Consider the following 13,739-nt stretch of genomic DNA (forward strand, 5'->3'; position numbering starts at 1 on the left):
AGTGAAGGAGAATCCCCCATGAAAATTGCCCTGATCGGTGCCAGCGGTTTCGTCGGAACAGCCATCCTCAACGACGCCATCAACCGTGGCCACAGCGTCACCGCCATCGTCCGTGATCTCAGCAAGATCAAGCCCCACCCGCTGGTCACCGCCGTCGCCGTGGATGCCCAGGACCCGCAGGCACTGGCCGAGGTGCTCAAGGGGCACGACCGGGTGATCAGCGCCTACAACCCGGGCTGGGCCGCACCCGACATCCATGATCAGTACCTCAAGGGAGCCAAGGCCATCATAGCGGCGGCCGTGACCGCCCACAGCTGGCTGCTGGTGGTCGGTGGCGCCGGCAGCCTGGAAGTTGCCCCCGGGGTGCAACTAGTGGATACCCCGGACTTCCCGGCCGAGTGGAAGCAGGGCGCCCTGGCGGCCCGCGACGGTCTCACCGCCCTGCGCCGTGAAACCGCCCTCGACTGGCGTTTCGTCTCCCCGCCGGTGTTCCTCGAGCCCGGCGAGAAGCGCGGCGGCTATCGACTCGGGGATGATCGGGTGCTGTTCAACGGCGAGCAGCCTGCCGGGATCACGGTAGCGGATCTGGCGGACGGGATCCTCGACGAAGTGGAGAAGCCGGCCCACCTGCGCCAGCGCTTTACCCTGGGCTACTGATCAGACCCATGATCAGGGAGACCCACACCTCCCTGATCACCTTTATCTCACTTGCCGCAGAGCGGCCTCACCACGCCCCCCACCCGACCTTGCCCGCACACCGCCTTCCCTCCCCGGCACAGGGCGCCCGCTCCCTTAACACGGCAAACCAGAGTGAAATCCGCACAGGATTCGAATTCCATTTCGATTTTTGTATATAACTAAGAATATTTTGTTGTTTCCGTCTTATAACCCAGAACCGTAGCATCACCTCAAGCCAATTGGCGCCATGCGGTGCCAGCCAGCCGGATACCGACATTTCGTCAGCGGGGCCAATACCCCGCCACTGGGACAGGAAGAGGTGCACATGGAACATTCATCACTGCCAATCATCGACTATGCCGCGCTCAAAGGCGCCCCCGAGGCTCGTCGCCAGATGCTGGCCAAGCTGGGCCAGGCGGCGCGGGAAGTCGGCTTCTTCTATCTGACCGGACATGGTCTGAGCGAGGCGCAGCAGAAAGAGACCCTGGCGCTGGCGGCCCGCTTCTTCGCCCTGCCCGAGCAGCAGAAGCGCGCGGTGCAGATGGTGCACAGCCCCCATTTTCGCGGCTACAACCAGGTGGGCGCCGAGTTGACCCGGGCCCGGCCGGATCGGCGCGAGCAGTTCGATATCATGGGGGAGGCAGCGGCGCTCGCCGCAGCGGAGATCGGCCATCCCTGGCAGCGGCTGATCGGCCCCAACCAGTGGCCCGCCACCCTGCCCGGGATGAAGGACCAGTTGCTGGCCTGGCAGGCACGCTTGACCGACATCACCCTCAACCTGCTCTCGGCCTTCGCCGAGGTGCTGGAACAGCCGCAGGGGGTGTTCGATGCCAGCATAGCCGGCGGCCCCTATCAGCACATGAAGCTCATCCACTATCCGGGGCGCGAGGCCGGCGGCAGCGCCCAGGGGGTCGGTGCCCACAAGGATCCGGGTTACCTGACCCTGGTGATGCAGGACGATCACTCCGGGCTCGAAGTGGAGAGCGCCACGGGCTGGATCCCGGCGCCGCCCCTGCCGGGGGCCCTGGTGGTCAACATCGGCGAACTGCTGGAGCTTGCCTCGAACGGCTACCTCAAGGCGACCCTGCATAGAGTACAGAGCCCGCCGCCCGGGGTATCGCGCCTCTCCTGCGCCTTCTTCATGGCGGCCAGGCTCGATGCCACAGTGCCGCGGCTGAGCCTGTCGCCGGCGCTGGCGGCCCAGGCCGAGGGACCCGAAAGCGATCCCGCCAACCCGCTCTTCTATCAGGTGGGGGAGAACGTGCTCAAGGGGCGGCTGCGCTCCCACCCGGATGTGGCGGCGCGCCACTATGCTTCGGAGCAGACACCGAATACAGTGCGGCGGGAGCCCGAGCCGGCCTGACCCAGGGGAGCCTGCCTCCCTGCCATTCCATTCGACGGGGGATGCCATGGCGTCCCCCGGCAAACCTAAAACAAGCAGATCAGCCAGAGCCTGGCAACACGGAGTAAAGCGATGAAATTCAAGACCATGAGCGTGCACAGCGGCCAGCGGATCGATCCCCAGACCGGCGCCCTCACCACCCCGCTCTACCAGAGCAGCACCTTCAGCTACTTCAACGCCCAGGCGGGCAAGGAGCGGTTCGCCGGCCAGGCCCCCGGCTTCATCTACAGCCGCTTCGGCAACCCCACCACCGCCGAGCTGGAGCAGAAGCTGGCGGCGCTGGAGGGGGCCGACGAGGCGCTGGTGCTGGCGAGCGGTATGGCGGCGGTGAGCGCCATCCTCTATGCCCTGGCGGACAGCGGCGATGAGGTGGCCTACATAGGCCCGCTCTACGGCGGTACCGATGCCTTCCTCAAGCAGACCTTCAGCCGCGCCGGGATCAGGGTCACCGCCTACGACAGCGATCAGGATCTCTTGGCCAACATCAGCCCCGCCACCAAGGTGGTGCTGTTCGAGACGCTGACCAACCCCACCCTCAAGGTGGTGGATCCGCGGGTGGTGGTCGAGGCGGCCCGCAAGGTCGGCGCCATCAGCGTCTGTGACAATACCTTCCTCACCCCCTATCTGCTGCGCCCGCTGGAGCTTGGCATCGATGTCGTGATGCACAGTGGCACCAAGTACCTGGGCGGCCATGGCGACATCATCGCCGGGGTGGTGGCCGGCCGCCACGAACTGATGAAAACCATTCGTACCGTGGCGCTCAAGCACATCGGCTCCCCCATAGGACCGCAGGAGGCCTACCTGCTGCAACGGGGGGTCAAGACACTGCCGCTGCGCATGGATGCCCATCTGCACAACGCCCAGAGAGTCGCCGACTTCCTCGCCGCCCACCCGGCGGTGAAGAAGGTGATCTACCCGGGGCTCGCCAGCCACCCGGGCCACGACGCCCTCGGCGCCTTCGCCAGCGGCTTCGGCGGCATGGTGAGCATAGAGCTGGAGGGGGGATTCAAGCGCTGCGCCATCCTGCTCGACAACCTGCAGTTGTTCGTGCAGGCGGTGAGCCTGGGCGATCTCGAGAGTCTGGCCTGCCACCCGGCCAGCACCACCCACGCCGCCATGGACGAGGCGAGTCGGCTGGCGGCCGGGGTGAATGATGATCTCATCCGCTTCAGCATTGGGGTGGAGGATGCCGACGATCTGATCGCCGATCTGGCGGCGGCCCTGGCCATCAGTTGAGAGCCCCCTGCGAAGGGGATATGGATGATCGGGAACAATAAAGGGAAGGCCAGGCCTTCCCTTTTATCTTGCATCGCCTCTCGCGTGCACGGCGCCCGTGCCGATCAGGCGTCGTGGTAGTCCTGGCAGGCGCTCAGGGTGTTCTCCATCAGGCTGGCCACCGTCATGGGGCCCACCCCACCGGGTACCGGCGTGATGAAGGCGGCGTGGCTGCGCGCCGTTTCAAACTCCACATCCCCGACCAGGGAGCCGTCGGCCAGGCGGTTGATGCCCACGTCGATCACCAGGGCGCCCGGCTTGATCCACTCACCGGGAATGAAGTTCGGCTTGCCCACCGCCACCACCAGCAGATCGGCACGGCGAACCTGGGTCTCCAGATCCTGGGTGAAGCGATGGCAGGTGGTAGTGGTGCAGCCCGCCAGCAGCAGCTCCAGGGTCATAGGGCGCCCCACTATATTGGAAGCCCCGACCACCACCGCATGCAGGCCGTGGGTCTTGACCCCGGTCGCCTCGATCAGGGTCATGATGCCCTTGGGGGTGCAGGGGCGCAGCGCCGGGATGCGTTGTGCCAAGCGGCCCACGTTATAGGGGTGGAAACCATCCACATCCTTGTCGGGACGAATGCGCTCCAGCACCTGGGTCGTGTCGCAATGGGCCGGCAGGGGCAATTGCACCAGGATCCCATCCACTTCTGCGTCCTCATTGAGCCGATCGATCAGGGCCAGCAACTCTGCCTGACTCGCGGTGGCACTCAAGTCATAGGAGCGGGAGACAAAGCCCACCTCTTCACAGGCGCGGCGCTTGCTGCCGACATAGACCTGAGAGGCCGGATCCATCCCGACCAGGATCACCGCCAACCCCGGCGCCCGCTTGCCCAACGCCAACCGCTGTTGGACCTTCGCAGCGACCTGACTGCGAATCGTTTGCGCAACCTGTTTTCCATCAATGATTTTGGCAGACATCGTTCTTCACTCACCATGTGTTCAACTGCCGCGCATTGTCGCATTTTTTTGGCACGGATGTTAGCGGCTCGCACTGGACGGGCAATAAGTAGGCATTTGAATTTACTGACGGAAAAAGTCGTTGACGCTGCGTTTGTCGCTTGGGTATGATGCCCGCCCGTTGCCCAGCCGCCTCGCTCTGAGTATGCTGGACGGATAATTTCTCGGTGATTAGCGCAGTCCGGTAGCGCATCTGGTTTGGGACCAGAGGGTCAAAGGTTCGAATCCTTTATCACCGACCAAGTTCATCGAGGTGTCAGATAGACTTCTCGATACAGAGCGCCCTTAGCTCAGTCGGATAGAGCAACGGCCTTCTAAGCCGTGGGTCGCAGGTTCGAATCCTGCAGGGCGCACCATTAATGTTTACCCTCGTCTGGGGGTGTTCATTAACGGACAATTTCAGTGGTGGCTGTAGCTCAGTTGGTAGAGTCCCGGATTGTGATTCCGGTTGTCGTGGGTTCGAGCCCCATCAGCCACCCCATTATTTTCTGTTTGTGCCTTAGCGCCAACAGAGGTCAGTCTGACTGATCGCGTGCACGCCTCGTCGCACGCTCGAGAACCGGCCCAGTGCCGGTTTTTTTGTTTTTGGCGCCGGCTACCGCGAAGGCGCCAGCCACCCTCTTCCTCTTTCTCTCTTGCCCGCCGTGCCCTCCCCTGCGCGTATGTCCCTCTGCCTGATCCTGTCGGCACCGCGCTAAGCGCCTCTGGACCCATCCTCTATCCCGGCGAGAGCATCGCCAAAATAACTAATGATTCATGCAGTTAGCCTGAGGTCACAGAAATGAACTGGGCCATACTCCCTGCCTGACCTATCCCTAGGCACCATGATGCAGCGCAAACTTTGCCGCTTGGCACTGTGCTATTGCTGCAGGAGCGCATGCATTCTGTTCACATATTGCCAACCGGGAGCGCTCACCCAGGCAGAGCCATGCCGGGCACAGCGGTGAAGGTGCAAGAGAGCCGGAGCAAGAGTTATCGGGGACGCCGCGCCACCTGGGGGTAGCAATCGTGAATATATTGTTAAAATAGATAGGCTTAATCCAATTCTTCGCGCGCCAGGCGCGAAAGAAATGAACAACATAATGATAAATAAGGATTAATGGATAAGGGCCCAGCCAGGTGATGACGACGGCCGTGCAATAACCACAGATAGCAAAGTGGAAATCTTCCCCATAATGAGTTGTTAGCCTTACAAACGACAGCCAAGGAGAGACTGAGATGAGTGAAGAAAGCAAATGCCCCTTCAACCACACCGCCGGCGTCGGCAGAACCAATCGGGACTGGTGGCCGAGCCAGCTGCGGCTGGATCTTCTGCACCAGCATTCCTCCAGCTCCGATCCCATGGACAAAGACTTCGATTACGTCAAGGCGTTCGAGAGCCTTGACTACAAGGCGCTCAAGAAAGACCTGGTCAGGCTGATGACCGACTCTCAGGAGTGGTGGCCGGCGGACTTCGGCCACTACGGACCGCAGTTCATCCGCATGGCCTGGCACGCCGCGGGGACCTATCGCACCACAGATGGTCGCGGCGGCGGCGGCCGCGGCCAGCAACGCTTCGCCCCCCTCAACAGCTGGCCCGACAACGTCAACATCGACAAATCACGGCGCCTGCTCTGGCCGATCAAGCAGAAGTACGGCAGCCAGATCTCCTGGGCCGATCTGCTGATCCTCGCCGGCAACGTCGCCCTGGAGTCGATGGGCTTCAGGACCTTCGGTTTTGGTGGCGGCCGCGCGGACGTGTGGGAGCCGGATCAGGACGTGAACTGGGGCGATGAGATCGCCTGGCTCGGGGTTGATCCCGATCGGGTCAAAGGCGACCGCGAGCTTGCGGCCCCCTTTGGTGCCACCCACATGGGGCTGATCTACGTCAACCCCGAAGGCCCCAATGCCAGCGGCGACTACATGGAGGCGGCCAAAGACATCCGCTCCACCTTCGGCCGCATGGCCATGAATGACGAAGAGACGGTCGCCCTCATTGCCGGTGGCCACACCTTCGGCAAGGCCCACGGCGCCGCCCCGGAATCCCACAAGGGGCCCGAGCCGGAAGCCGCGCCCCTGGAGGCGCAGGGCCTGGGCTGGATGAGCAATTACGGCAGCGGCCATGGCAAGGACACCATCTCCAGCGGCATCGAGGTGACCTGGACCAAGACCCCGGCGCTGTGGAGCAACAACTTCTTCGAGAACCTGTTCAACTACGAGTGGGAGCTGACCAAGTCACCGGCCGGCGCCAAGCAGTGGGTGGCCAAGGATGCACCGGAGATCATTCCCGATGCGCATATCCCGGGCAAGTTCCACAAGCCGACCATGCTGACCACCGACCTGACCCTGCGGTTCGATCCGGAATTCGGCAAGATCTCCCGCCACTTCTACGAGGATCCGCAGGCCTTCGCCGACGCTTTCGCCCGTGCCTGGTTCAAGTTGACCCACCGCGACATGGGCCCCGTGGCTCGTTATCTGGGCCCGGAAGTGCCGAAGGAAGAGTTGATCTGGCAAGACCCCATCCCCGCCGTCAATCACGAGCTGGTCGATGACAAAGACGTCGCCGCGCTCAAGGAGAAGATCCTCGCCTCCTCCCTGTCCGTCGCCGAGCTGGCGTCGACCGCATGGGCTGCGGCCTCGAGCTTCCGTGGCTCAGACAAACGCGGCGGCGCCAACGGTGCGCGCATCAGGCTCGCCCCGCAAAACCAGTGGGAAGCCAACCAGCCGGCACAGTTGGCGAAGGTGCTGAAGGTGCTCGAGGGTATCCAGGCTGACTTTAACAAGGAGGCCAAGGGCGGCAAGCGGGTATCGCTGGCCGATCTGATCGTGATCGCGGGCGGTGCCGGCGTCGAACTGGCGGCGAAGAAAGCCGGTGTCGTGGTGACGGTGCCGTTCAGGCCAGGCCGCATGGACGCCTCCCAGGCACAGACCGACGTCGAGGCGTTCGCCGTGCTGGAACCCCTCGCCGACGGTTTCCGCAACTATCTGGGCGGCGACTACGCGGAGCTCTCGGAAGCCATGCTGGTCGACAAGGCACAGCTGCTGACGCTCACCGCGCCCGAGATGACGGTGCTGGTCGGTGGCCTGCGCATGCTGGGGGCCAACGCCGGCTCCAAACACGGGATCCTGACCTCGACCCCCGGGACGCTCTCCAACGACTTCTTCGTCAACCTGCTCGACATGGGCACGGAGTGGAAGCCGGCAGGCGTCAAAGGGATCTACGAAGGGGTAGAGCGCAAGACGGGTAAGGCCAAGTGGACGGGGACGCGTGTCGATCTCGTGTTCGGCTCGAACTCCCAGCTGCGGGCACTGGCCGAGGTCTACGCCAGCGCCGATGCGAAGGAGAAATTCGTGAAGGACTTCGTGGCGGCCTGGACCAAGGTGATGAACCTGGATCGCTTCGATCTCGCCTGAGTTTGAAAAAGTAGCGACCAACGCTCCGGTTTCCGCGGATGGCATTCAAGCCATCGCGGGCATCGGAGCGTTGTTTTTGATGGACTAGACAGGCCCCAATGCAAAAAGCCCGACCATATGGTCGGGTTTTGCTATTTGGCGGCGGGTCGGGATTGACTCGCACCATCCCTGGCACTCGCCCTGCGGGCAGCCTTCAGCTGTCCAAGCGGGCTATCCTGCCCGCTTGTCGAACAGGGTTCGAACCGAGCCGCCCGTCACCGGAAAAAGTAAGAGGGCCTGTCTTGCGACAGGCCCTCTTACTTTATTTGGCGGTGAGGGAGGGATGATTCGCCACTGCGTGGCTCACCCCTTCGGGGCGGCCTACGGCCGTTCATCGCAGCAAGCTGCTCTGCTCGAACCCGGGCGAGGGTTCTCACCCTCCCTCTATTGGCATCAGGGAATGTGGTGTTCCCGGATGCGAAAAACCGACCCTGAGGTCGGTTTTTCAATTTGGCGGTGAGGGAGGGATTCGAACCCTCGATACGTTGCCGTATACACACTTTCCAGGCGTGCTCCTTCAGCCACTCGGACACCTCACCAAATTTTTGTCTGTTGTTTAAGGTGTTCAGCCAACACCGGTTCGTTGCGCCATTGCGCCGGAACGGGGCGTAATTTAGGGGAAAGCCCCGCCTGCGTCAACGGCTTTTTGGCTGCCACGAACCGTTCGCACATTTAACGAACAGATCAATGCACCGATTCAGGTGCGACCTGGATTTCCGACAGGTTCAGGAAGCCCAGCCGCTCACATTCGGCCACCACTTCGTGGGTCGTCGCCGTGGTGCTCTCGACGAACAGCAAGAACTGCTCCACGCTCAGCCCTGCCTTGGTGAAGACGGTATGGCCCACGATGAGGCGCGGCAGGTTGTCGTCGATGATGTCGAGGAACACCTTGAGCGAGGGATATTGCATGTTGAGGCGACCCAGCTCGGCCATCACTGGCAGCAGCGACGAGGGGCGCACCTCCAGTTCGGATGAGAACAGCAGCCCTTCCTCTTCGACAAAGATCCGGCTCTCCTGGATACCCTCGACGGACTGCAGGGACACCATGTGGATGCCATGACACTGATCGCACACATAGTGCTCGATCCTGGCCTGTTGCAACCACCGCATTATCATTTCAGAGCTGGGGATATTCATCATTTTCACGAACACAATAAGGATCAAGGGGCGCAGTCTAAACCAATTTTCCGACAACCAAAAGTACGCAGGCCGGATAAGCCGGCGTCTCGCTTCTTTTTGGCAAGCGCTATGCATATACTCAGCCATTCTCGCCTCACACTCGCCCCACAGGGGGCCCGATGACCATCCAAGAAAAATATCGCCTGCATCTGAAGTCCCTCTCGGATGAATTGCTTGCCCTGCAAAAGCCCATCCGCATCCTGGATGCCATCAAGTGGCCCCGCCACCTGCAGACCGAGTTTCTGGCCAAGGGCGGACGAGAGTTGCCGGCCATCGACGCCAACTTCTATCAGGGCCTCCCCCTCGATTTCGATCCGCGCAACAAGTATCTGGAGCTCAAGGAGCTGAGGGACAGGATCCGCCGACGACTCGGCCCTCAGGACGATCTGGGCCGGATCCTGCAAGAGACGGTCGATCAGTACATGGTGGTGATCGAGATGCTGCGCCAGCGCGGGCAGCCTGACTTCCAGCGTTATAGCCAGCTGCTGTACGGCTCGGCCAGCGACCACCTGCGCGGGGATCGCAAGACCCTCAAGGAGCTGGGAGCCAGGCTGTGCGACATCTTCTCGCTGCCCGGCGCCCGCCACCTGGTTCGCCCCTACCCCAAGGAGTTTGAGGGGGAAGCGGCGGTGGCCAAGCTGCAGGGCAAGCTGTCGAACTACTTCAGCGACGGCACAGTGCAGGTCAAGCTGAGCGATGGCATCGTCTCGGACGCCGCCGCCGGGGGGGATTACATCAAGCTGAGCACCCACGCCCGCTTCTCCGAGCTGGACCTGCAGGTGCTGGAGGTGCACGAGGGCTGGGTGCATGTCGGCACCACCCTCAACGGCCGCCAGCAATCCTATGCCACCTGGCTAGGCGCCGGTTCGCCGCGCATCACCGCCTGCCAGGAGGGGTTGGCGGTGCTCATCGAGACGCTCACCTTCAGCTCCTTCCCGGACAGGGCCAAACGTATCTCGGATCGGGTGATGGCCATCGACATGGCGGAGCGTGGCGCCGACTTCATCGAGGTGTTTCGCCATTTCGTCGAGAAGGGGGCCAGCGAGCACGATGCCTACAAGATCACCCAGCGGGTGTTTCGCGGCGGCATGGTCGAGGGGGGCGCCTGCTTCACCAAGGATCTCTCCTACGTGAAGGGCTATGTGGAGACGGTCAACTTCATCCGCAGCGCCGTGCTGGAGGGGGTGCCCGAGATCCTGCCCATGCTGTTCGTGGGCAAGGTGACCCTGGACGACATTCCGGTGCTCTACCAACACTACCTGGAGGGGCTGATCGATGCGCCCCGCTACCTGCCCCCCATGTTCCGCGATCTCACCGGCCTCTATGTCTGGTTCGGCTTCGCCTCCGGCATGTCGCTGGTGGACATAGGCCGGGTGCAGCAGCATTTTCGTCAGCTGTTCCACCGCCTGCCGGTGGCCGATCCCATCATAGCACCGGTGGACATCGAGATAGACTGAGCCACCCGCGGATGCAAGAAGGGCGCCCTGTCGGCGCCCTTTTGCTTTGCATGCTCGGTTACTTGAAGGCCTGGCCATCCAGGTAGTGCTTGCGGCAGAGCGACACATAGCGATCGTTGCCGCCGATCTCCACCTGCTCGCCGTCACGCATCACCTGCCCCGCCTCGTTGACTCTGGAGTTCATGTGCGCCTTGTTGCCGCACCAGCAGATGCTTTTCAGCTCCTCGAACTTGTCGGCCAGGCAGAGCAGATGGTAGGAGCCGGGGAACAGCTCCCCCCGAAAATCGGTCTTGAGGCCATAGGCGATGACCGGGATCTTGAGCTCATCGACGATGCGGGCGAGCTGGTACACCTGCTCGCGGGTCAGGAACTGCGCCTCGTCGACGATGAACACATCGATCTTCTTCTTGCCGTGACGAGCCTTGACCATCTCGAGCAGATCGCAGCTGTCACTGAACACCTCCACCTTCAGCTCCAGCCCCACTCTGGCGCTGATCACCCCGGCCCCGAAGCGATCGTCGATGACGGGCGTCATGGCCAGCGGAACCATGCCGCGCTCCAGGTAGTTGAAGTGGGCCTGGATGAGCTGGGTGGACTTGCCTGAGTTCATGGTGGCAAATTTGTAGTGCAGTGAAGCCATGGTGCTGTTCCGAAACTGAATTTATGGGGCGCATGCTAACCAAAGGCCCCGCCAAAACCAAGGGGCCCGTGGGCCCCTTGTTCTATTTTATGCGATGGCCAGGTCTCGCTGGAGCCGGGCCTTGCGCAGATGGTAGCCGGAGAAGATCACGAACCAGAGCGCGCTGACCGTGAAGCCCGCCAGCACCGAGTGCATCAGCCCCATCACCAGGTAACCGAGCGCGGCACCGAAGGCGATGGCCAGCGCATAGGGCAGCTGGGTCATCACGTGATCGATGTGATGGCAGCCAGCACCGGTGGCCGACAGTATGCTGGTACTGGAGATGGGCGAGCTGTGATCGCCGAACACCGAGCCCGCCAGCACGGCGGCCAGCATCGGCAGCATCAGGCTGATGTCGCTGGCGGCCGCCATGTCGCCGGCCAGTGGCAGCATGATGCCGAAGGTGCCCCAACTGGTACCGGTGGCAAACGCCATGGCACAGGAGAGGATGAACACCACCGCCGGCAGCACTTCGATCGGCAGGTTGCCATTGGCCATGGAGGCCAGATATTTGCCGGTCTCCACGTCGCGCACCACGGCGCCTATGGTCCAGGCGAACAGCAGTATGTTGATCGCCGGCAGCATGGCCATGATCCCTTGCGGGGCGGCCTTCATCCAGTTTCTGGCCCCAAGCTTGAGGCGCATGGCCAGACCGATGGAGACCACCAGGCTGCACAGGGCGCCGTAGACCAGGGAGGAACCGACGTTGGTGTTCTCGAACGAGCCGAGCACGCTGAACGGCAGGCCTTTGCCCTCCAGCACGGCGGCGCCGGAATGGATCATGAAGTAGACGGTCGCCAGGGTCAGGGTCAGGATCGGCAGCACCATGTCGATCATGCCGCCATTGCTCTCCTCCGGAGACTCCATGTCCAGCCCGATGGGGCGGCCCTTGGACTCGTCCCACAGTTTGCCTTCCAGCGCCCACTGCTCATGCTGACGCATGGAGCCGATGTCGAGCTGGAACGCGATCACCACCAGTACCATGATCAGGGTGAACACGGCATAGAGGTTCATCGGGATCATCTCGACGAAGGCGGAGATGGGACTCTGATCGGTCAGGCCATGGGCCGCCATGATGCCCCCCACCAGGGCGATGATGTAGGCCCCCCAGGAGGAGATGGGCATCAGCACGCAGACCGGTGCGGCGGTGGAGTCGAGCAGATAGGCCAGCTTGGCGCGGGAGATCTGGAAGCGATCGGTGACCGGACGGCAGATGGCCCCCACCGACAGGCTGTGGAAGAAGTCATCGATGAAGAAGGCAAACACCATCATGCCGGTGAGGGCCTTGGCCCCCTTGCGGGTCTTGGCACGGCGCTCGGCCCACTCGGCGAAGGCCCGGGTCGCACCGGAGACGCTCATCAGGCTGATGAGACCGCCCAGCAGCAACATGAACAGGATCATGTTGACGTTGTCACGGTTCAGCGCACCGTCGACCCAGACGATCTTGAGCACGGTGTTCAGCATGTAATGCAGGGAATCGAGCGGGGAAAACTGGTTGAGCAGCAGGCTGCCGGCCACGATACCGACCCCCAGCGACACCAGGACGCGACGGGTGATGATCGCCAGGGCGACGGCCAATAAGGGGGGAATGACTGACCAACCGGAGTCGGCGTAATGAACGATGTCCATGATCTCTTTGCACCTAAAGACAGCAGGTGGAGATCTACCGAGAGGATCTAAAGAAACAAAACCCGGGGCGGGCATACTCCTCAGCCCCTTCAGGTAGCGCTCCATAGTGGATGACTATGGCAGTCCTGCACCTATTAGATGCAGAACCAGCAACCCGGTATGATGGCCTGGTCACTTCGGCGCCGACTCCTTTCATCGAGCATCGCAGGCATCACCCTCCGCTCGGTTACTCATAGGCAGCGCGCCTCTACTTAAAGGTATTCGGGGCACATTTTATCGGGACACCGCGTGATAGCAAGTTTTTTGATTAAAATTCAATGTTAGTGCAGGGATCTTACGCAAAATGGTAGTCAAATGGTGCGAACAATCCGATATAGACAACATTTTCATCTACTTGAATCTCATTTGGAGATGACAGCTTCAATACCTGTGCTATATCTTCCCGCCAATTATCCACCTGGCTTAATTTACCTGCCGAATTAATTAATTCAGTTTGCTTGACTTGAGCGCAAACCACCCTTTAAATTATCGAAAAGCACATCTCATTTCCTTAATATTCCTGCGCGCGTGGTAGCCTATATGAACGAATTTCTGAAAGTCCTGCTGAATATCCGTAGCCTGCGGGCGACTTGCCGTGAATTGACTCTGGAACAACTGGAAGAGGGTCTGGAAAAACTCACCGCCATCGTCACCGAGCGCCAGCAGGATGAATCCGCCGAGCGTCAGGCCCGTGCAGAGCACCAGCGAAAAATTACCGAATATGCCGAGATGTTGAAGGCCGCAGGCATAGATCCAGCCGAATTAGTGGGTAGTGTTGCCATCGATGCTCCCAAGGCCGGCAAGGGCAAGCGAGCTCCCCGCCCCGCCAAATATCGTTATCTGGATAACGGGGTGGAAAAAACCTGGACCGGTCAGGGTCGCATGCCCTCCGCCATTGCCAAGGCCGTGGCCGAAGGGAAATCCGTGGAAGATTTTGCCATCTGATACATCCCGTATTGTTCAAATAAAAAAAACCTCGCCTGGCGAGGTTTTTTTATTTCCGTAGA

At 61.6% G+C, this 13,739-nt stretch carries 10 protein-coding genes, 4 tRNA genes, 1 other RNA gene and 1 riboswitch; of the genes, 9 read left to right on the forward strand and 6 right to left on the reverse strand.

The genetic code is table 11. The features are described 5' to 3' along the window. Positions 1–18 precede the first annotated feature (18 nt). The 3 genes from AACW18_RS12840 to AACW18_RS12850 all read left to right on the forward strand — a co-directional run bounded on the left by AACW18_RS12840 (position 19) and on the right by AACW18_RS12850 (position 3,316). Positions 19–657, forward strand: a complete 639-nt coding sequence (locus AACW18_RS12840; protein WP_218388882.1) for an NAD(P)-dependent oxidoreductase — start codon at positions 19–21, stop codon at positions 655–657. A 346-nt stretch (positions 658–1,003) separates the two neighbouring features. Continuing rightward, positions 1,004–2,041 carry an isopenicillin N synthase family dioxygenase gene (locus tag AACW18_RS12845; protein ID WP_218388883.1) on the forward strand — a complete coding sequence of 346 codons (1,038 nt, stop codon included), beginning with the start codon at positions 1,004–1,006 and terminating at the stop codon, positions 2,039–2,041. Positions 2,042–2,152: 111 nt separating this feature from the next. Next, the gene (locus tag AACW18_RS12850; RefSeq protein WP_218388884.1) at positions 2,153–3,316 is read left to right on the forward strand and encodes a trans-sulfuration enzyme family protein; all 1,164 of its coding nucleotides are present in this window, start codon (positions 2,153–2,155) and stop codon (positions 3,314–3,316) included. Positions 3,317–3,420: 104 nt separating this feature from the next. Here AACW18_RS12850 and folD read toward each other — a convergent pair whose 3' ends face one another. Continuing rightward, positions 3,421–4,278, reverse strand: coding sequence for a bifunctional methylenetetrahydrofolate dehydrogenase/methenyltetrahydrofolate cyclohydrolase FolD (gene folD / locus AACW18_RS12855; protein WP_042652335.1), 858 nt, complete (start codon positions 4,276–4,278; stop codon positions 3,421–3,423). Positions 4,279–4,482: 204 nt separating this feature from the next. Between folD and AACW18_RS12860 the strand changes: the two genes are divergently transcribed. The 4 genes from AACW18_RS12860 (at position 4,483) to katG (ending at position 7,710) form a co-directional block, all read left to right on the forward strand. After that, positions 4,483–4,559, forward strand: a tRNA-Pro gene (locus AACW18_RS12860). A 37-nt stretch (positions 4,560–4,596) separates the two neighbouring features. Continuing rightward, positions 4,597–4,673 (forward strand) — tRNA-Arg (locus AACW18_RS12865). A gap of 49 nt (positions 4,674–4,722) precedes the next feature. Beyond that, positions 4,723–4,798, forward strand: a tRNA-His gene (locus AACW18_RS12870). Between the two features lie 737 nt (positions 4,799–5,535). Then, entirely contained in the window at positions 5,536–7,710 is a 2,175-nt protein-coding gene (katG, locus tag AACW18_RS12875) for a catalase/peroxidase HPI (RefSeq protein ID WP_218388885.1), read from the forward strand. Positions 7,711–8,016: 306 nt separating this feature from the next. On the opposite strand, the gene AACW18_RS12880 is transcribed toward katG, so the two are convergent. The 3 genes from AACW18_RS12880 to AACW18_RS12890 all read right to left on the reverse strand — a co-directional run bounded on the left by AACW18_RS12880 (position 8,017) and on the right by AACW18_RS12890 (position 8,889). Beyond that, a non-coding RNA gene (locus AACW18_RS12880) (RtT sRNA) lies at positions 8,017–8,146 on the reverse strand. 54 nt (positions 8,147–8,200) lie between these two features. Further along, positions 8,201–8,288, reverse strand: a tRNA-Ser gene (locus AACW18_RS12885). A gap of 145 nt (positions 8,289–8,433) precedes the next feature. Next, positions 8,434–8,889 carry a YbjN domain-containing protein gene (locus tag AACW18_RS12890; RefSeq protein ID WP_218388886.1) on the reverse strand — a complete coding sequence of 152 codons (456 nt, stop codon included), beginning with the start codon at positions 8,887–8,889 and terminating at the stop codon, positions 8,434–8,436. Between the two features lie 158 nt (positions 8,890–9,047). Between AACW18_RS12890 and AACW18_RS12895 the strand changes: the two genes are divergently transcribed. After that, the gene (locus AACW18_RS12895; RefSeq protein WP_218388887.1) at positions 9,048–10,385 is read left to right on the forward strand and encodes a flavohemoglobin expression-modulating QEGLA motif protein; all 1,338 of its coding nucleotides are present in this window, start codon (positions 9,048–9,050) and stop codon (positions 10,383–10,385) included. 58 nt (positions 10,386–10,443) lie between these two features. Here AACW18_RS12895 and AACW18_RS12900 read toward each other — a convergent pair whose 3' ends face one another. Together AACW18_RS12900 and AACW18_RS12905 are read right to left on the reverse strand one after the other, a co-directional pair. Then, the gene (locus AACW18_RS12900; protein WP_218388888.1) at positions 10,444–11,025 is read right to left on the reverse strand and encodes a thymidine kinase; all 582 of its coding nucleotides are present in this window, start codon (positions 11,023–11,025) and stop codon (positions 10,444–10,446) included. An 87-nt stretch (positions 11,026–11,112) separates the two neighbouring features. Beyond that, complete coding sequence (locus AACW18_RS12905) at positions 11,113–12,693, reverse strand: Na+/H+ antiporter NhaC family protein (protein ID WP_218329043.1); 1,581 nt, start codon at positions 12,691–12,693, stop codon at positions 11,113–11,115. 86 nt (positions 12,694–12,779) lie between these two features. Next, positions 12,780–12,951, reverse strand: a riboswitch (Lysine riboswitch). A 321-nt stretch (positions 12,952–13,272) separates the two neighbouring features. Between AACW18_RS12905 and AACW18_RS12910 the strand changes: the two genes are divergently transcribed. Further along, on the forward strand, positions 13,273–13,677 hold the full coding sequence (locus AACW18_RS12910; RefSeq protein ID WP_042652341.1) for an H-NS family histone-like protein: 405 nt from the start codon (positions 13,273–13,275) through the stop codon (positions 13,675–13,677). Positions 13,678–13,739: the final 62 nt, after the last annotated feature.

The sequence above is a fragment of the Aeromonas sp. sia0103 genome (assembly GCF_963895295.1).
Classification (GTDB): domain Bacteria; phylum Pseudomonadota; class Gammaproteobacteria; order Enterobacterales; family Aeromonadaceae; genus Aeromonas; species Aeromonas encheleia.

What these genes read in the sequence shown, in the direction of transcription:
- AACW18_RS12840 (WP_218388882.1), top strand. Translation starts at nt 19, where the DNA reads ATGAAAATTGCCCTGATCGGTGCCAGCGGTTTCGTCGGAACAGCCATC.
- AACW18_RS12845 (WP_218388883.1), top strand. Translation starts at nt 1,004, where the DNA reads ATGGAACATTCATCACTGCCAATCATCGACTATGCCGCGCTCAAAGGC.
- AACW18_RS12850 (WP_218388884.1), top strand. Translation starts at nt 2,153, where the DNA reads ATGAAATTCAAGACCATGAGCGTGCACAGCGGCCAGCGGATCGATCCC.
- folD (WP_042652335.1), bottom strand. Translation starts at nt 4,278, where the DNA reads ATGTCTGCCAAAATCATTGATGGAAAACAGGTTGCGCAAACGATTCGC.
- katG (WP_218388885.1), top strand. Translation starts at nt 5,536, where the DNA reads ATGAGTGAAGAAAGCAAATGCCCCTTCAACCACACCGCCGGCGTCGGC.
- AACW18_RS12890 (WP_218388886.1), bottom strand. Translation starts at nt 8,889, where the DNA reads ATGATGAATATCCCCAGCTCTGAAATGATAATGCGGTGGTTGCAACAG.
- AACW18_RS12895 (WP_218388887.1), top strand. Translation starts at nt 9,048, where the DNA reads ATGACCATCCAAGAAAAATATCGCCTGCATCTGAAGTCCCTCTCGGAT.
- AACW18_RS12900 (WP_218388888.1), bottom strand. Translation starts at nt 11,025, where the DNA reads ATGGCTTCACTGCACTACAAATTTGCCACCATGAACTCAGGCAAGTCC.
- AACW18_RS12905 (WP_218329043.1), bottom strand. Translation starts at nt 12,693, where the DNA reads ATGGACATCGTTCATTACGCCGACTCCGGTTGGTCAGTCATTCCCCCC.
- AACW18_RS12910 (WP_042652341.1), top strand. Translation starts at nt 13,273, where the DNA reads ATGAACGAATTTCTGAAAGTCCTGCTGAATATCCGTAGCCTGCGGGCG.